The 16,867-nt window shown below is 72.4% G+C and carries 20 protein-coding genes; 6 read left to right on the top strand and 14 right to left on the bottom strand.

Annotation, left to right across the window (positions count from 1 at the left end):
• Nucleotides 1-71: 71 nt before the first annotated feature.
• Nucleotides 72-638 (bottom strand): N-acetyltransferase family protein, encoded by a 567-nt coding sequence (locus ACWCSU_RS40110; protein WP_449941991.1) that lies wholly within the window; start codon nt 636-638, stop codon nt 72-74.
• A gap of 82 nt (nt 639-720) precedes the next feature.
• On the opposite strand from ACWCSU_RS40110, the gene ACWCSU_RS40105 reads away from it, so the two are divergent.
• The gene (locus ACWCSU_RS40105) at nt 721-1,611 is read left to right on the top strand and encodes an alpha/beta fold hydrolase (protein WP_357704322.1); all 891 of its coding nucleotides are present in this window, start codon (nt 721-723) and stop codon (nt 1,609-1,611) included.
• Nucleotides 1,612-1,624: 13 nt separating this feature from the next.
• Complete coding sequence (locus ACWCSU_RS40100) at nt 1,625-2,587, top strand: oxygenase MpaB family protein (protein ID WP_449941990.1); 963 nt, start codon at nt 1,625-1,627, stop codon at nt 2,585-2,587.
• Here the strand turns inward: ACWCSU_RS40100 and ACWCSU_RS40095 are convergent.
• The 4 genes from ACWCSU_RS40095 to ACWCSU_RS40080 all read right to left on the bottom strand — a co-directional run bounded on the left by ACWCSU_RS40095 (nt 2,539) and on the right by ACWCSU_RS40080 (nt 5,545).
• On the bottom strand, nt 2,539-3,462 hold the full coding sequence (locus tag ACWCSU_RS40095) for a RecB family exonuclease (RefSeq protein ID WP_449941989.1): 924 nt from the start codon (nt 3,460-3,462) through the stop codon (nt 2,539-2,541). The genes ACWCSU_RS40100 and ACWCSU_RS40095 overlap by 49 nt on opposite strands.
• Nucleotides 3,463-4,182 carry an MBL fold metallo-hydrolase gene (locus tag ACWCSU_RS40090; protein ID WP_449941988.1) on the bottom strand — a complete coding sequence of 240 codons (720 nt, stop codon included), beginning with the start codon at nt 4,180-4,182 and terminating at the stop codon, nt 3,463-3,465.
• Between the two features lie 11 nt (nt 4,183-4,193).
• Nucleotides 4,194-4,808 (bottom strand): MarC family protein, encoded by a 615-nt coding sequence (locus tag ACWCSU_RS40085; RefSeq protein WP_357704315.1) that lies wholly within the window; start codon nt 4,806-4,808, stop codon nt 4,194-4,196.
• A 110-nt stretch (nt 4,809-4,918) separates the two neighbouring features.
• Entirely contained in the window at nt 4,919-5,545 is a 627-nt protein-coding gene (locus ACWCSU_RS40080) for a DUF6758 family protein (protein ID WP_449941987.1), read from the bottom strand.
• A gap of 74 nt (nt 5,546-5,619) precedes the next feature.
• Between ACWCSU_RS40080 and ACWCSU_RS40075 the strand changes: the two genes are divergently transcribed.
• Nucleotides 5,620-6,021, top strand: coding sequence for an NUDIX hydrolase (locus ACWCSU_RS40075; RefSeq protein WP_357704311.1), 402 nt, complete (start codon nt 5,620-5,622; stop codon nt 6,019-6,021).
• Here the strand turns inward: ACWCSU_RS40075 and ACWCSU_RS40070 are convergent.
• Together ACWCSU_RS40070 and ACWCSU_RS40065 are read right to left on the bottom strand one after the other, a co-directional pair.
• The gene (locus tag ACWCSU_RS40070; RefSeq protein WP_449941986.1) at nt 6,005-8,776 is read right to left on the bottom strand and encodes a hypothetical protein; all 2,772 of its coding nucleotides are present in this window, start codon (nt 8,774-8,776) and stop codon (nt 6,005-6,007) included. The two genes, ACWCSU_RS40075 and ACWCSU_RS40070, sit on opposite strands and share 17 nt — an antisense overlap.
• Nucleotides 8,777-9,219: 443 nt before the next feature.
• A complete protein-coding gene (locus ACWCSU_RS40065; RefSeq protein ID WP_397038609.1) occupies nt 9,220-10,146 on the bottom strand; it encodes a lysostaphin resistance A-like protein in 927 nt (308 codons plus the stop codon).
• 181 nt (nt 10,147-10,327) lie between these two features.
• Between ACWCSU_RS40065 and ACWCSU_RS40060 the strand changes: the two genes are divergently transcribed.
• Nucleotides 10,328-11,014, top strand: coding sequence for a hypothetical protein (locus tag ACWCSU_RS40060; RefSeq protein ID WP_449941985.1), 687 nt, complete (start codon nt 10,328-10,330; stop codon nt 11,012-11,014).
• Entirely contained in the window at nt 11,011-11,556 is a 546-nt protein-coding gene (locus ACWCSU_RS40055; RefSeq protein ID WP_449941984.1) for a DUF6529 family protein, read from the top strand. Before ACWCSU_RS40060 ends, ACWCSU_RS40055 begins: the two co-directional genes overlap by 4 nt.
• On the opposite strand, the gene ACWCSU_RS40050 is transcribed toward ACWCSU_RS40055, so the two are convergent.
• The 6 genes from ACWCSU_RS40050 to ACWCSU_RS40025 are packed head-to-tail and all read right to left on the bottom strand — an operon-like array spanning nt 11,546 to nt 15,421.
• Nucleotides 11,546-12,478, bottom strand: coding sequence for an HpcH/HpaI aldolase/citrate lyase family protein (locus tag ACWCSU_RS40050; protein WP_357704301.1), 933 nt, complete (start codon nt 12,476-12,478; stop codon nt 11,546-11,548). The two genes, ACWCSU_RS40055 and ACWCSU_RS40050, sit on opposite strands and share 11 nt — an antisense overlap.
• A 60-nt stretch (nt 12,479-12,538) precedes the next feature.
• Nucleotides 12,539-13,135: a sulfite oxidase-like oxidoreductase gene (locus ACWCSU_RS40045; protein ID WP_449942019.1), complete on the bottom strand. Its 597-nt coding sequence runs from the start codon at nt 13,133-13,135 to the stop codon at nt 12,539-12,541.
• Nucleotides 13,136-13,137: 2 nt separating this feature from the next.
• On the bottom strand, nt 13,138-13,407 hold the full coding sequence (locus ACWCSU_RS40040; protein WP_364098760.1) for a DUF6510 family protein: 270 nt from the start codon (nt 13,405-13,407) through the stop codon (nt 13,138-13,140).
• Nucleotides 13,408-13,417: 10 nt separating this feature from the next.
• Nucleotides 13,418-14,143 carry a ferredoxin reductase gene (locus tag ACWCSU_RS40035; protein ID WP_357704297.1) on the bottom strand — a complete coding sequence of 242 codons (726 nt, stop codon included), beginning with the start codon at nt 14,141-14,143 and terminating at the stop codon, nt 13,418-13,420.
• Nucleotides 14,113-14,724 carry a molybdopterin-dependent oxidoreductase gene (locus ACWCSU_RS40030; protein WP_357704296.1) on the bottom strand — a complete coding sequence of 204 codons (612 nt, stop codon included), beginning with the start codon at nt 14,722-14,724 and terminating at the stop codon, nt 14,113-14,115. Before ACWCSU_RS40030 ends, ACWCSU_RS40035 begins: the two co-directional genes overlap by 31 nt.
• A 55-nt stretch (nt 14,725-14,779) precedes the next feature.
• The gene (locus ACWCSU_RS40025; protein ID WP_449941983.1) at nt 14,780-15,421 is read right to left on the bottom strand and encodes a hypothetical protein; all 642 of its coding nucleotides are present in this window, start codon (nt 15,419-15,421) and stop codon (nt 14,780-14,782) included.
• 51 nt (nt 15,422-15,472) lie between these two features.
• On the opposite strand from ACWCSU_RS40025, the gene ACWCSU_RS40020 reads away from it, so the two are divergent.
• On the top strand, nt 15,473-15,841 hold the full coding sequence (locus tag ACWCSU_RS40020; RefSeq protein WP_357704288.1) for a hypothetical protein: 369 nt from the start codon (nt 15,473-15,475) through the stop codon (nt 15,839-15,841).
• Between the two features lie 16 nt (nt 15,842-15,857).
• Here the strand turns inward: ACWCSU_RS40020 and ACWCSU_RS40015 are convergent, their stop codons facing one another.
• A complete protein-coding gene (locus ACWCSU_RS40015; RefSeq protein ID WP_397038599.1) occupies nt 15,858-16,808 on the bottom strand; it encodes an EamA family transporter in 951 nt (316 codons plus the stop codon).
• Between the last annotated feature and the right edge of the window lie 59 nt (nt 16,809-16,867).

The raw sequence follows: 16,867 nt of genomic DNA, 5'->3' as shown, positions 1-16,867 counted from the left end.
AACATCGAGAAGGCGCGCGTCCCGTTCGCGGGGCGCGCGCCTTCTCGTCTGTACGGATGGTTTGTACGGGCCTATGCCAGGCCCAGCCGCATGACCGGACGCGTCGGCGACCGGCGTCCGGTCTCCTTGAAGCCGGCGTCCTCGAAGAGCGAGAGCCAGCCGTGGTAGAGCTCACTGGCCTGGAGGCTCCTGCCGGAGTCCGTGGGGTATCCCTCGACCGCCCGCGCCCCCTGCTCGGCCGCGTACGAGACCGCGCCGGCCAGCAGGGCGGCGGTGACCCCCTGGCCGCGTCCGGCGCGGGTCACGTAGAAGCAGGTCACCGACCACACACCGGTCTCCTCCGGGTCGGCGGGCTTGGTGACGGGCGAGCGGACGAGCCGTACGTGCTCCTCACGCGGCCCCACAGCGCACCAGCCGACAGGTGTGCCCTCCAGGTAGGCCAGGACCCCCGGAGCCGCCCCAGGGCCCTCCACGAGCCCCTGGAGGCGGTCACGGCGCTCACCGGCCTCCATGGCCCGGAATTGTGCCCCGCCCACCCTGAACCACATGCACCAGCAGTCGGCGCAGGCACCACGCGGCCCGAAGACGGTGAGCACGTCCGCCCACGAGGTCGCCGGGCGGACATCGAGATCACGCATAGCTCACAACTCCCCAGAACTCGCATCAGCGTAGTCCGTTTGCCGGTGTCGAGGCGCTGACCTCTGGGTATTGTTGCCCCACGTGAGTACGCCGCGATTCCTCGACCTGCCGCCCGGTGTGACGCCGCAGAAGCTCGAAACGCCCCAGGGTGCGTTCGCGGCTCTGGAGGCGCTTCCGGTCAGCGGAGTGGTCGAGCGCTGGCCCGCCCTCCTGGTCCCCGGCCTGACCGGCAGCAAGGAGGACTTCATCGCGGTCCTGATGACCCTGGCGCAGTCCGGCCGCCGGGTGGTGGCCGTCGACCTGCGCGGCCAGTACGAGACCCCGGGCCCCGACGACCCCGCCGCCTACACCTGCGCCGCCCTGGGGGCCGACGTCGACCTGCTCGCCCAGGCCCTCGGCGGCGGCGACCCCGTCCACCTGGTGGGCCACTCCTTCGGCGGCCTGGTCGCGCGCGAGGCCGTGATCGACGGGCGCACCCGGTTCGCCTCGTTCACGCTGATGAGCTCCGGCCCCGCGGCCATCGAGGGCAGGCGGGCGCGCAACGGCCGGGAGATCATGGAGGAGATCCCGTCCCAGGGGCTCGAACACCTCTGGCACCACCGGATGGAGCCCGAGGCGCTGGCCGCCGACGTCTCCGACGAGATCATGGCGTTCCTGCGCAAGCGGCTGCTGACCAACTCCCCCACGGGCCTGGCCCAGATGGCCGAGCAGGTCCTGCACATGCACGACCGCACCGACGAGCTGCGTCAGATCGAGATCCCCACCCTGGTCCTCTACGGCGAGCACGACGACGGCTGGTCGCCCGAGACCCAGTCCGAGACGGCCGCCCGGCTCGGCGCCGAGTGCGTGGTCGTACCCGGCGCGGTCCACTCCCCCGCCGTCGAGGCGCCGGAGACGACGGCCGCGGCGCTGGTCAGGTTCTGGAACGCGGCCGAGAAGCACTATTTGGACACAAGGTCCAATGTGATGTAATCATGCACCTGCTATGACGGACGAACTCGTCGTCCAGGCGCCTCGGAGCGCGACCTGGCAGGTGCATCTCGACCGCTCGATGTGGGTGGGCGGCGTACGCGGCCTCATGTTGCAGGCGTTGCATCCCCTGGCCATGCTCGGCGTCTGGCAGAACTCCAACTTCCAGGACGACCCGTTCGGCCGCCTGCGGCGCACCGCCGACTTCGTGGGCCGGGTGACGTTCGGCAGCCCGGCGGAGGCCGACGAGATCGGCCGGCGGGTGCGCGGCATCCACAGGGCGCTGCGCATCACCGATCCGCTTACCGGGCGCACGCACCGGGTCGACGATCCCGAGCTGCTGCTGTGGGTCCACTGCGCGGAGGTGTCGTCGTACCTGGAGGTGGCCAGGCGCGGCGGGCTCGGGCTGAACGAGCGGCAGGCCGACCGCTACCTGCGCGAGCAGCGCAGGAGCGCCTCCTACGTCGGGCTGCACCCGGAGGACGTCCCCGGCTCGTGCGCCGAGATGGACGCCTACTTCAAGCAGGTCCGGCCCGCCCTGCGGGTCACCGAGGAGGCGGCGGCGACCGTGCGGTTCCTGCTGTGGCCCCGGCTGCCGAAGGAGCTGCGCAGGTTGTCGCCGGGCAAACCGGCCTACTTCCCCTTCGGCGCGCTCTGCTACTACACGCTCCCCGAATGGGCCCGCCGCATGTACGGCGTCCTGCCCGAGGTGCCCCCGGCGGCGGTCAGCGCGGCGCTGAGGGCCTTCCGGCTGGGCATGAACGCGCTGCCCGAGCCGGTGCACGACCGGGCGTTCATGCCGTCCACGCGGGCGATGCTGGCCGGCGCGCGGGCCCGGCTCGGCGCGGCCGGCTACGACGTGAGCAAGGGGCTCAAGGGCCTGACCGACCCCCGCCGCTGGCCGGCGACGGGGACGGACGTTCCCGGGGGTCAGCCGGCGAGGCCGTCCCAGGGATTGCGGTCGGATCCGGCGGTCTGACCCTCGGGGCAGTGGCGGCGGAAGTCGCACCACGAGCAGAGCGGGCCGGGGCTGGGCGCGAACACCGTGTCGAGCTCGGCGGGAACCCGGGCCGGGCCGACGACGGGACGCTCTCCCGCCCCCCGCCCGGCCGCCGAGGCGGGCCGCTTGGCCGAGGTGGGGGCGCCCATGACGGCGCGGTAGCGGTCGTCGGCGGTGGCGGCCTCGACCCCGATCTCCTCGGCGCGGCGCAGGTGCCGGCCCAGCGACTCGTCGGTGTGGCGCCACTCGACGACCTCGCCGGTGGGCAGGTGGTGCAGCTCGACCGCCCGGCACGGCGTGCGCATCATCGTGGAGGCCGCGATCGCGTACGTGGCCAGGGCGAGGGACGAGCGGGCGTCGTCCTGGGTCAGCGGGCGGCGGCCGGTCTTGTAGTCGACCACGACCAGCTCGTCGCCGCGCCGGTCGAGCCGGTCGATGCGCCCGGACAGCGCGATCACCTTGGTACGGGTGGCGACCGTGCGCTCGACGCCGACCGGATCGTCGGCCGGATCTAAGGTCGTGACATATCCGGACACGAGGTCGCGGGCCCGGCTCAGCCACTCCCCCGACTGCTCGGCGTCCCTGAAGCCCTCGGTGATCCACCCGTTCGTGAGCAGGACGGCGGCCGTCAGCGGCGTGCGCCGCTCGTACGGCTCACGCCACCACGCCGCCAGCGCGTTGTGCACGCTGGCGCCGACGCTGTTGTGCGCCCAGGCGGGCCCCTTGGAGGGCTGCGGCCGGTCCAGGTAGGTGAACCGGTAGCGGCGGCGGCAGTCGAGCCAGGTGTTCAACCGCGACGGCGTGCACGCGTAGAGCCGCCGCGGCATCCCGTCCAGCGGAAGCTGGTCGTACACCTATTCGTCGCTGGGGCCGAGCTTGATGCCGGAGATCCTGGTGCCGTCGGTCAGCGGGCCCTCGTCGTCGCGGGCGGCGGCCGGGTCGCGGGTCAGCGAGCCCGACACCCAGTCGTCGAAGTGCGGCTCAAGGTCGCCGACGGTGACCTCGTCGCCGTGGTTGGCCAGCACCCGCGTGTCGGCCGGGAGCGTGAACAGCCGGCCGCCGATCGAGGTGAGCTGGTCGGCCAGCGCCGGGTATTCGCCGCCGAGCTTGCCCGGCCCGTCGGCCTGCAGGGCCTTGCCGGTGAAGACGGCCCCGAGCGCCTCGCAGTAGAGCGAGATGCCGCCGGGCGAGACCCCGGGCGTCTCCATGACGTCGAGCTGGACGTCGGCGACGCCGAAGACGCCGTCGTCCTCCATGTCGATGTCGGGCCAGGTCTCCCGCCAGGTCTCCCGCCACAGCGGCTTGTCCTTGGGGTGCAGGGCGACGACCGCCTCGTCTCTGCTGGCCACCTCGATGGCCGCGCCGACGTGGTCGGGCAGGCCCGCGGTGCAGATGACGGCCAGCACCTCACGCTCGCCCACCTGCTCGAGGATCTTCTCGGCGTCACGCGCCGCGTCGATGACGATGACTTCGTCGTCGTCACCGATGATCCAGGTGTTGTTCTCGACCTTGTGCTCGGTGCCGTCGATGTCGACGACGCCCTCGGTCACCACTCGCTCGATACGCGCTGTCACGCTTCCGAACTTTAGCCCGTCTGCATGAGAGCGCGAATCGCGTTGATGATGAGTTGCACCGCGAGCGCCGAGAGCAGCAGGCCGGCGATCCTGGTGACCAGCTCCACGCCGTTCTCCTTGATGACCCGGATGATGCTGACCGAGAAGCGCATGAACAGCCACAGCAGGATGTGCACGGCCGCGATGGCCAGCATCAGCGCGGCCAGCCCGTCGGCGCGTCCCTCGGCCTGCTGGGCGAAGACGATGGTCGCCACGATCGCGCCGGGCCCGGCCAGCAGCGGCGTGCCGAGCGGGACCAGGGCCACGTTCACGTTCGAGCGCACGGTGTCGGTGCGCGGCTCGGCCGCGCCGCGCAGCAGTTCCAGGGCCACCAGCAGGAGCAGCAGCCCGCCCGCGATCTGCATGGCGGGCACCTCGACGTGCAGGTACGACAGGATGGCCCGTCCGAACACCGCGAACACCACCACCAGGCAGAACGCCGTCACCGCGGCCTGCCAGGCGATGCGCCTGCGCTCGGCGGGGGTGCGGCCGAAGGTGTAGGCGAGGAAGAGCGGGATGACGCCCGGCGGGTCCATGATCACGAACATCGTCACGAACGCCTCGACGAAGAACCTGACCCCGGACACCGCTCCCCCAACCGGCCGCCCGGGGGAGGCGATCCTTGTGCTCAGCCCTGCACTCAGCCCTGCGCTCGACTCCGTGCTCCAGACCGTGCTCAGCCCTGCACTGCGCCCGCTCAGTCTTCCAGCCGCGGCGAGAAGCCGCCGAACGGCACCTCGAAGTCGCGGTCGCGGGCGTCCTGGAGGGACAGCTCGGCCATCGCGATCATGCAGCCGGCCTCGGCGGGCCAGGCGATGGTCCACAACCAGTTGCCGAGTGCCTCACCGGCGTAGACGGCGCGGTCGTCGATGCCGTCCAGGCACCACATCGCCGTGGGATGCCCCATCACCTCGATCTTGGCGTTGGGCGGCCCGGAGTCGAACCCCTCACCGGGGTCGGGCCCGTCGAGCCCCGCGAACGTCGCGCCGAGCCCCACGCCCGGCTCCTCGGCGATGACCAGCAGGTCGGCCGGCCCCTCGATCGGCGAGGGCCCGCTGAGCGCGACGACGCTGGCCCGCGAGCCGGTACGTTCGTCGCCGGCCTCGCCGAACCCGGTCACCGTCCAGCCGGGCGGCAATGGCCAGGGCAGCCACACGGGCACCACCGAGCGTTTCCGCATGGCCTCCAGCGATTCGCCCGTAGGCGCTCTCGGAGGCTGGTACGGCAGGACATCGCCGTGTGTGTCGCAATGGAACACACCGGACAGGCCGCTCGACCCGTGAAGCGGGCCGAAGCACCTTGGACAGGTAGGAGCCGCTCTCACAGCTACCCACGGTGCTTCCTCCGGCACGGCCGCGTCAAGACCGGCATCTGTTATCCCGTCGTAATCTTGGCCATGTGCGCGTAAATTGTGTCGGCGCGATCATTTTCGACGCCTCTGACCGGCTTCTTCTCGTCCGGCGCGGCCGTCCGCCGGGCAAGGGCCTGTGGTCGCTGCCCGGCGGGCGGCTGGAGCCCGGCGAGACCGATGCGGAGGGCGTGCGCCGCGAGGTCATGGAGGAGACCGGCCTGCGCGTCGCGGTGGGCCGCCTGGCGGGCGCGGTGGAGCGTCCCGGGCCGGGCGGCGTCACGTACGTGATCCGCGACTACCTGGCCACCTCGGACGGCGGCGTGCCCGTCGCCGGTGACGACGCCGCCGACGTGCGGTGGTGCGCCCCCGGTGAGCTGGCGCTGCTCCCTCTCACCGAAGGGCTGCTCGGCTGCCTGACCGACTGGGACGTGCTCACCGGTCCACGGTGAGGCTGGAGGTCCACAGGATCAGGTGGTCGGTGTCGTACGTCGTGGACCTGCCGAGCGCCACCACCTCCGTGCCGCTGACCGCCACCGCCGTCAGGGCCTGCATGCCGGGGCCGGCGAGCCGGTCCCTGGTCAGGGACATGCGGTTCCACGACAGGCCGTCCTGGGACACCCAGGCCGCGCTGTCGCCCTCACCAGGCGTGCCGTGCCAGCCGACCGCCACCAGGCCCTGGTCGGCCGCGGCCAGGTCGTGCACCGCCGCCGCCTGGTCGGCGGGCAGCCACGCCGTCGTCCAGCTCTCGCCGTCGTCGTCGGACACGGCGGAGAAGGCGCGGCGTGAGCCGTTCGTCACGGCCGTACCGATGGCGACGAGCTTGTCGTGGTACGTCGTGACCTGCCGCAGCCCGGCCGACGTGGCGTCCGGCGGGGTGAGGCGCTTGCGGGCGGTCCAGTTCACGCCGTCGTCGGAGAACCAGACCACGCTGCTCTCCCGGTCGCCGGATCCGGACCCGCCGACCGCGACGTACCCGCCCTGGGTCGCGATCACGTCGTGGACGCGTACGCCCGAGCCGCCCTGGGGCAGCTTCTTGGACCGGGTGAACTTGCGCAGGTCGGGCGTGAACCACATGGCGGCGGCCGCCGAGCCCGCCTGGTCGCGGGACTCGCCGGCCAGCACGTAGCCCTTCTTGCCCGCCGCGACGGCGTGGGTGTCCAGGTAGGGCTGGTCGCGGTCGCGGGCCAGGTCGCCGGAGACCGGCACGCGCCGCCAGGTCTCGCCGTCCTCGGAGGTGACGAGCAGGGGATCGGTGACGGCCAGGTTCGTCTGGGTGCTGCCGGCCGCCAGCCAGCCGCGCCCGCCGTGGGCGACGTCCTCCAGGATCTGCCTGCCGGGGCCGCCGAGGCTCATCGACTTCCAGCGCTGCCAGTTCCTGATCGTCCACAGGCCGGCGTCGCCCGAGGCGGAGCCGACCGCGACGTACCGGCCGCCGGCGGCGGCCAGCCTGGTGGTCTCGCGCGAGACCCTGGTCAGCCCCTCCACCTGGCCGAGCTGGACGCGGGAGGCGGCGCCGCGCGGCGGCGCGGTCATCAGCACGAGCTGGTTGTCGACGTCGGAGGCGGCCTGGTCGCCGCCGGCGAACAGGGTGCCGCCGTCGGAGATCGTGAACCCGCGCAGTGTGGCGCCCGACAGGTCGCCGAGGTCGGCCCGCTTGGCCCAGCCGCGCCCGTCGGCGCTGGTCAGGACCGAGTACTTGCCCAAGGTGGCCTGGTAGATCGCGGCCACGCCGGACCGGTAGGAGACCAGCGACTCCACCCCCGGGCTCTCGCCGCTCAGGCCGCCGATGGAACCGCATTGCGACCACTGGGCGCCGGTGGGCGAGCAGTAGACGCGGACGTCGCCGTCGACCGTACGCTGCCTGGTCGGCACCAGGACGAACCGTTCGGGCAGCACGGCCACCGTGCCCGTACGCGGCTCGGCCTCGGGGAGCTGGAAGCCGGTCGCCTGCCACCGGCCGCCGCCGTCGGAGGAGCGCAGCACCCGCGAGCCGCCCCCGTCGGCCGGGCGGCCGACGGCCACGACCGTGTCGCCCTTGGCGACGACCGCCCTGAGCTCCTGGACGTCCAGCCCCCTGGTCTCCACACGCTCCCAGGACCGGCCGTCGGACGAGCGCCAGGCCGCCGGGCCGGGGCCGCCCTCGCCCGCCGTGGCGCCGACGGCGACGAAGCCCGAGGCCGTCCTGGCGATGTCGTGGACCTGGTCGCCGGGCCGGAACGCGGCCATGCCGGCCGGGTCGACGGTCGTCCAGCTGAAGCCGTCGGTGCTGGTCCACAGGCCGCGCTCGCCGGACGGGCCGTCGCCGCCGCTGGCCAGCCAGCGTCCGTCGCCGCCGACCACGCGCTGGACGGTGGGCGTGGAGGCGCCGCTCACCTGGCCGAGCTGCCAGTGCCGGCCCGCGTCGGGCGAGAACAGGAAGAGCGGGCGCGGGGTCGGGCTGGTGGTGTCGCTGCCGACCGCGACCACCGCGCGGCCGACGGAGACCAGGTCGTTGAGCTTCTGGTCGGTGCCGACGCCGGCGGCGGGGACGGTGAAGAGGTCGTCCCCCGAACGGCCGGTGCCGGCCTCCAGGCGCAGCCCTGTGGGGTCGGTGTCGCTCCAGCGCCATACGAGCACCCCGGCGGCCACCAGGAGCGCCAGGGCCATGGTGAGGGCGATCGGGGCCGCTCTGCTGCCCCGGTGCACGGGGCTGGACCTGCGTACGGCGGCGGGGGCAGGGCCTCTGTGGTGCCTGCCGCCGGCCCCGCCGGGACGCGGCGGGCCGGTGGCGACCAGCAGGTCGGGTCGGGTGGGACGCCCGCCGGGAGGGCGGCCGACCCGCCTGACCTCGGGATCGTCCTGCCCGGCCACGTCGGATGCGGGCTCGGGGACCTCGGACTGCGGAGCTGGCTCTTCCGCAGCGGGTTCGGGGGCCTCGTCGGCGGGGAGCGGCAGGTGGTACGGCGGCTCGCGGTGGGGTCTGACGGGGGCGGTGCTCTCCCCCGGCTCCTCGGCGGGCGGGGACGGCGGCTCGGCGGGCGGCTCGGCGGGCGGCTCCTGGCGCGGCGGACCGCCGGCGACCAGCTTGTCCGGGCGGTTGACCACGCGCCGGGGACGGCGGCGCGGCTCGACCTCGGGCTCGGCCGTCGGCGAGCTGTAGGGCCTGCGCCCCTTGGGCGGCTCCTGCGGGGATTCCTCCGGGATCGGGGACGCGAACGGCGGCATGCCCCAAGGGGAGGTCAAGGGTAAGCCCCGGGCCCGATCGTCGGTGGGACCGGGCGGGGAGTGGCGGATCCTGGGCTCCTCGGCAGAGGGGGGCTCCGAGGCGTCCTCAGGACGCGGGTCGTCGTCGTCCGGCGGTCGCCGTGGCGGATCGCTGGGGCCGGAGGCCACGCGCCGCACCTCCTAGTCGAACTCGTCGTACAGGTGGAACCCGTCTAATCGGACCTGGTCAACCGGGTTGCGCGGGAGAAACGGTGAGTGGACGGGCCGTTTGTGGCGGACCGTTCCACAAATCCTGTCCCACCTTATGCGCCTATTTTCTACCCAGTCCCACCAAAACGATCACCTCCGTGACACCCTCGCCTGGCCCACAGGAACCAGACCAGCATGCCTGAGCCGGATTGGCGAGACCTCTCTAGCGAGATTTCCCGCACCTCTCGCCTGATTTATCCAGAAATAGCACTGACTGACCGCTTTTTGGATATATACAACACACCAATCGCATACACCCCGAGCTGCACCACCGTTCCCGACAACGCCTGCCACGGGATCGCCGTCTTGCCCTGGTCCAGCGCGTCCTGGAGGCTGCCCGAGGCCGCGCTGAGCCCGAAGGCCAGCATGTTGTTGATCACGTGCAGGGCGATCGGCGCCTCCAGCCCCCCGGTCCGTACGGCCAGCCAGCCCATCACCGCCCCGAAGGCGAACACGTCGAGCAGCCCCACCCACGAATAGCCGTGCAGGGACGCGAACAACAACGACCCGAGAACGATCGCCCACACCGGATTCCGCACGTGCACCCCGACCGCCTGGACGAACCAGCCGCGGAAGATGTACTCCTCGGTCGCCGCCTGGAACGGCACCAGCAGCACGATCACCACGAGGGCGGGCAGGAACCGCCCCCAGCCGACCCAGCCGAACAGGTCGGAGTACTCCTCGCCGGACAACGACAGGGCCGTGACCTGCGCGATCTGCCCCAGCACCAGGGCGAGCACGGCCAGACCGAGACAGCGCAGCAGCCACGACCAGCGCAGCCGTCCCGCGACCGACGACAACGTGCCCGGCCGGCGGCGCTGGACGAGCGCGGCCGTACCGAAGACGAGGGGCAGCACGGCCGCGATCGACAGCAGCACCATGACCAGCCCGAACACCGGATCGCCGAAGATCTGCCCGGGGTCGGTCGGCACGGGCAGGCCGAGGATCCACTCGATCGCCTTGCCCACGAGCAGCACGCCGGTGCCGATGACGAAGAACCCGAGGCCGACGACGATCGTGCCGACGACGGCCCGCCACGGCTCGTTCGCCGGAGTGCGGGCGAGATGGTCGTAACGCGCACCCTGCGGCGTCGGCAGGAACCAGGACCGCTGGTGCGGCACGGGCGGCGGCGCATAAGGATAGACGGGCGGCCCAGGCGGCTGACTGCCATATGGCGAATTCGGTCCAGGGTTCTCCTGCATCCATACATTCTGTCTGCCGGGTGAGCATTAGTTCACAGACGGCTCACCCCTTTGGGCGGATGCTCGGATTCGTACGGCATTCCGACCCTGGGAGCAGTCCATGTCAAGGCTGGGACCTTTCATCACCCTGGCGGCGGGCGCAGTCCTCGCCGCGGGGCTGGGTGTCGCCAGCATCACCGCGACACCGGCGCCCGACACCGCAGCCGCCGCCGCGCCGACCCCGCCCCCGTCCCCGTCCCTCAGCTCGTCCCCGACTTCGTCGCCGTCGCCCTCGCGGACGGAGGCCGAGAAGATCCCCAAGGCCGACTACGGCGGGTACGTCAAGGGCAACGGCGGCCTGATAGCGATCTCCGTCCGCGACGGCACGGCCGTCGGCTACTTCTGCGACGGCAAGGCCGAAGCCTGGTTCAAGGGCGGCGAGGCCGGCGGCAGGGTCGTGCTGAAGGGTCCGGGCACGGCTCGCGTGACGGCCACGCTCGGCGGCGGACGGGCCAGGGGCAGCCTGACCGTCGGCGGCTCCAGGTGGAGCTTCAACGCGCCCGCGGTGGTCCGGCCGTCCGGGCTGTACCGGGCGACCGCGCAGGTCAGAGGTGCCAGGCTGCGGGCCGGCTGGATCCGCGTCCCGCGTCCGGGCGGCGGCTACGACCAGGTCGGCGCCGCCTTCGTGGGCCAGGACCAGGTGCGGATCCCCCCGCTGGACGCCGGGCGGCCGACCACCCCCGTGACCGTCGCCGGCGCCACGGTCCGTCCGCAGGACGTCGACGACTTCATCGAGGAGATGCAATGACCGCCATCCAGCAGCCGTCGCGCCGGACGGCCGCCGTGCTCCTGGTCCCGCTGCTGGCCGGCGGCCTGGTGGCGGTGGCGCTCGGCGTCTACGGCCGGGCGCACACGCCCACCGGGTTCGCGGTCGGCCCGGCCGGGTTCTCCGGCGCGCTGCCGATGAAGGCGTGGCTGACGACGGGGGCGTTCGCGCTGGCGGTCGTCCAGGTGGTCTCGGCGCTGTCGATGTGGGGCAGGCTCGGCGTCGAGATCCCGGCCGGCGTCCACCGCTGGTCGGGGCGGCTCGCGTTCCTCCTGACGATCCCCGTCGCCTTCCACTGCCTGTACGCCCTGGGCCTCCAGTACGACGTGCCGCGCGTGCTGGCCCACTCGCTGCTCGGCTGCTTCTTCTACGGCCTGTTCACGGCGAAGATGCTGGCGCTGCCCAGGCGCGGCGCACCGGGCTGGACGCTGCCCGTGCTCGGCGGCCTGGCGTTCACGGCGCTGATCGGGCTCTGGCTGACCTCGTCGTTCTGGTTCTTCACGGCGGTCGGCGTCAAGGTGTGAACGACTTCGTCCTGCTCAGACCGGCCGCCCGGCCCTTGGCGGCCACGACGAGCGCCATCTTGCGGGACGCCTCGTCGATCATCTCGTCGCCCAGCATGACCGCGCCGCGCCGCTCCACGGTGGTGTAGTGCTCGTACGCCTCCAGGATCAGCTCGGCGTGGTCGTAGTCCTCCTGGCTGGGTGAGAACACCTCGTTGGCCGCCTCCACCTGCAAGGGGTGCAGCACCCACTTGCCGTCGAACCCGAGGGCGGCGGCCCGGCGGGCGACCCTCCGGTAGCCCTCGACGTCCTTGATCTGGAGGTAGGGGCCGTCGATCACCTGGAGGTCGTGCATCCTGGCGGCCATCAGCAGGCGCATGAGGATGTAGTGGTAGGCGTCGCCCTCGTCGTAGCCGGGCGGCTGCTCGCCGACCACGAGGGTGCGCATGTTGATCGAGGCCATGAAGTCGGCCGGCCCGAACACCAGGGCCTCCAGCCTTCTGGACGACCCGGCGATGGCGTCGACGTTGACCAGGCCGCGGGCGTTCTCGATCTGGGCCTCGATGCCGATGCGGCCGACCTCGTAGCCCATCGACCGCTCGATCTGGGTCAGCAGGGTGTCGAGCCAGACGACCTCGGTCGGGTCCTGGACCTTGGGCAGGATCAGGCAGTCGAGGAACTCCCCCGCGCCCTCCACGACCTCAATGACGTCCCGGTACGTCCACATCGTGGTGAGGTCGTTGACCCTGACCACGCGGGTCTTGCCGGTCCAGTCGCCCTCGCGCAGCGCGGTCACGACGTTCTTGCGGGCCTCGTCCTTGGCCAGGGGCGCGACGGAGTCCTCAAGGTCGAGGAAGACCTCGTCGGCGGGCAGGGTCTGGGCCTTCTCCAGGAAGCGGGGGTTGCTGCCCGGCACGGAGAGCACGGAACGACGTGAGCGCATGCGCCCACGCTAACGGCTGCGGGGGCGCCTCCGGCAGGCGTCCCCCGTCTATGGGGACGATCAGCTGTTCCAGTAGCGCTGCTCGCGCCACGGGTCGCCGTAGTTGTGGTAGCCGGCCCGTTCCCAGAAGCCGGGCCGGTCGCGGTCGAGCAGGCGCAGGCCCTTCACCCACTTGGCGGACTTCCAGAAGTACAGGTGCGGGACCAGCAGGCGGGCCGGGCCGCCGTGCTCGGCGGGCAGCGGGTCGCCGTCGAAGGTGTGGGCGATCCACGCCTTTCCGTCGCGCAGGTCCGCCAGCGGCAGGTTGGTGGTGTAGCCGCCGTGGCAGTACGCCTCCGCGAACTCCGCCCCGGTGTCCACGTCGTCGAGCAGGACGTCGAGCGACACGCCCTGCCAGTCGGTGTCGAACTTCGACCAGCCGGTGACGCAGTGGATGTCGGTGTGCGGGGCGCTCTGGGGCAGGTCCAGCAGCTCGTCCCAGGTCCAGACGCGTTCCCGGCCGGCCTCGGTGACCAGGGTGAACGTCCAGTCCGCGGTGTCGAGGCGGGGCGTCGGGCCCGCCGACAGGACGGGGAAGCCGGTCGTGAGGTACTGGCCGGGCGGCAGCCGGTCGTCGTGCCCGCCACGCCCCTTGAAGCCCTTGGAGACGACGGCCACGGTCACCGCCCTCCCTGCACGGACGTCTCCAGCATGCTCAGGCCCGGCATCGCGGCCATCATCCGGCCCGGCGCCTCCACCAGGGTCATGAGCACGTTGTCGCAGTTCGGGCAGCGCAGCACGGTGCCGGGGGCGGGGCCGTACACGGTGGCCTCCCCCAGCGGGCCGTTCATGCCGCACTGCGCGCAGACGCCCTGGGCCGCCGTCATGTCCCGGCCGAAGAACTGGGCCAGCGGGCCTGCCGCCGCGTTGCCGTCCACGGGTTGTTGCATGGTGTCTCTCCTAGCCGTACCGCTCGGTGCGGACGTCGGTGGGCGGGTAGCCCAGGGCGGTGAGGATCTCGGCGACGTGCTCGACGAACGCGGTCGGGCCGCACACGTAGGCCAGCGGCTCGTGGGCGGGCGGCCAGGCCAGCCGGGCCAGTTGCGAGCGGTCCACGCGGCCCACGGGCTCGGGCCAGTCCGTCGGGGCCGATCGGGTGTAGACGAAGCTCACCTCGCCGTCGGCGGACTCCAGCTCGTCGCGGTAGATCACCTGGCCGGGGTCGCGCACGGAGTAGATCAGCCGTACCGGGGTGCCGTCGCCCAGCCGGGCGCGGTGACGCAGCATCGAGCGCAGCGGCACCACGCCGGACCCGCCCGCGACCAGCAGCAGCGGCCGCCGGTCCGGCGCCGGCTCCCACACGAAGTAGCCGCCGATCGGGCCGCGCACCTCCACCTGGTCGCCGGCCTCGGCCACGTCCACCAGGTACGGCGACACCTCGCCGCCCGCCACCCTGGCCACGGTGAGCGCGGGCCGCTCGCCGGGCGCGCCGGCCAGCGAGTACGCCCGGGTCGCCTGGTAGCCGTCGTCGGCCGTCAGCCGCACGTCCACGTGCTGACCGGCGCGGTGTCCCGGCCAGCCGGGCACGTCGAGCAGCAGCGTACGCGTCTGGTCGGTCTCCGGGACGACCTCGGCGATCGTGGCCGGCTGCCAGGTCAGTCGTCGTAGTACCGCTGTTCCCGCCATGGGTCCCCGAAGTTGTGATAGCCGGACCGCTCCCAGAAGCCGGGGCGGTCCTCGTCCATGAGCCACAGCTCGTGGATCCACTTGGCGCTCTTCCACAGGTAGTGGGCGGGCACCAGCATCCGTACCGGGCCGCCGTGCTCGGGCGGGATCGGCGCGCCCTCGTAGGCGTAGACCAGCCACGCCTTGCCGTCCACGATCTCCTCGACCGGCAGGTTGGTCGCGTAGCCGCCGTAGCTGACGGCCAGCGCGTACCCCGCCGCCCGGTCGGCCCCGGTCAGCAGCCGGTCGAGGGACACGCCCGTCCAGGTGGTGTCGAGCTTGCTCCAGTGGGTGACGCAGTGGATGTCCACGGTGAACTGCTCGGCGGGCAGCGACAGCAGGTCCGTCCACGTCCAGGTGGGCTCGCCCGCGCCGCCCCTGACGGTGAACGACCACCGCTCGGTCCGGATGTGCTGCGTCGCCCCCGCCGTGAGCACCGGGAACCCCTCCGCCAGATACTGCCCCGGCGGCACCCGCCCGGCCAGCTCCGGCCGCGGCCGCCGGAAGTGTTTTCCGGCGAAGCCGCGCGAGACGATCCCCATGAATGCGGTTCTCCCCGGCACAGCACCCGGCGGACACCAGAAAAGGGCAAAGTGTTCAGCCGGTGAATCCGTGGGCGTACAGGCGGGCGATCAGGCCGTCGATGCCGCACGGCTGGTTCCAGCCCGGCGAGGAGAAGATCTCGTCCCTGCCTCCGACGGCCCGGCCTCCCGGATCGTCGGTCACCTCGTGCAGGATCACGCCCTGCGGCGGCGTGGAGTGGACGACCGGACGTCCCTCGACGACCTTTCCGGACGGTCTGGCGTCGTTCATGAACAGCAGCACCCGGGTGCCGGCGGGCACGGCGCGGGTGAAGTCGGCCACGCTGTGGACGGGCGTGCCCGCGTCGTCCAGCGCCGCTCCCTGGTAGAAGGCGACGTCCACGACGTCCGCGGCGGCGCCCTTGAGCCGTTTCCCGACCTGGGTGCGCATGAGGACGTACCGGGTGCGGTCCCCCGGGATGCCCTCCTCGATCACGGGCCCGGCGACCCAGCCCGTCACGTGGCCGGTGACGACGGTCTTCACCTTCCCGGCGAGCGCCTCGGGCGACGGGGAGGCGGGGTAGTCGTACACGACCTGCCGCAGGACGCGGGTGTCCAGCGGGCCCGTACGGGCGGAGGTCCCGCACGCGGGCGGCGGCTCGGGTCCGGCGACGCCGCACCCCGCGACGAGGACGAGCAGAAGGAAGATCGACCGCATACCGGTGAAACGCGCGCGAGCCCCGAGCGGTTCGAGGGTTACAGTCTGAGCGTGAGCGACGACATCGCGGCCATTGAGGAGGGCGCCAAGAAGTCCGGCATCCTCTGGCTCACCCTCGACCGCCCGCGCCTGGCCTGGCACGCCTGGCACGACGGCGCCATCTACCTCGTGACCGGCGGCGGCGAGCAGGACCTGCCGGGGCTCGGCGCGCTGGACCGGGTGCGCGTGACGCTGCGCAGCAAGGACAACGGCGCGCGGCTGGTGGAGTTCGACGCGGCGGTCTCGGTGGTCGATCAGGCCGCGGCGGCCGACGCCGTGGCGGTGCTGGCCAAGGAGCGGCTCAACGCCCCCGACAGCGAGCACCTGCCCGAGCGCTGGGCCCGCGACTCCACCGTCCTGCGCCTCACCCCGGAACGCTGACCCGGGAACGCCGGGTTCAGACCTGGGCGGTGACCTCGACGGGCCGGTCCGGGACGGGGTCGGGCTGGGCGCCCGCGGTGGCCGTCTGGGCCAGCAGCGCGCCACTGAGCACGATCAGCCCGCCGACGATCTGGAACACCCCCAGCGTCTCGCCGACCAGCGCCCACGCGACCACCGCGCCGCCGATGACCTCCAGCGAGGCGACCGTCGCGCCCACCGCCGCCGACAGCCGCTTCACCATGTTCATGCTCAGGATGTACGCCAGCGCCGTCGCCACCAGCACCAGCCACAGGTACGCCCCCAGCACCGGCAGCGTGGTGCCGCCCTGCGGGGCGACGGAGAGGGTGAAGGCCTCCCAGGGGATGTTCCAGGGCTGCGCGAACGGGACCAGCACGACGGCCGAGCCGATCATGCCCCAGGTGACCAGGCCGAGCAGGTCGATGTCGGGGCCCATGCTGTCGCCCATCAGGAAGTACCCGGCGCAGCACGCCCCGGCCAGCAGCCCGAGGAGCAGGCCGAACGCGTCCAGCCGCATGCCCTGCCACGCCTCGACGACGATCGCCAGGCCGGCGAACGCGATCACCGCGCCCACGTACGCGGCCTTGGCCAGGCGGACCTTGCGGACGAGCCTGACCCAGGCCACCACCATCACCGGGGCCATGAACTCCAGCAGCAGCGCGATCCCCACCGGCAGCCGGGTGATCGCGACGAAGTAGAGCGACTGCACGCCCGCCACGGCCATCACGATGTACAGCCCGAGGAACGGCAGCCGGGCGCGCGGGATGCGCAGCGCCCGCGGCTTGACCACCACGAGCACCGCGACCAGCAGCAGCCCGGCGCCCGCCATCCGCGTCCAGACGGCCTCGACCGGCGCCAGCCCGGCGGTGATGAGGTACTTGGCCATCGGCCCGGAGAACGCGAAACAACACGACGACACGAATGCCAGTGCGAGCCCCGTCAGCCTCATGGTTCACCTCTACGTGCAGTAATCAGCGTTAAATGCGTTTGATACTGACATGCCAGGCA

It is taken from the genome of Nonomuraea sp. NPDC001699 (assembly GCF_053596455.1).
Note: the sequence above shows the minus strand (reverse complement) of the source record. Positions and strands in the feature narration are given on the sequence as shown.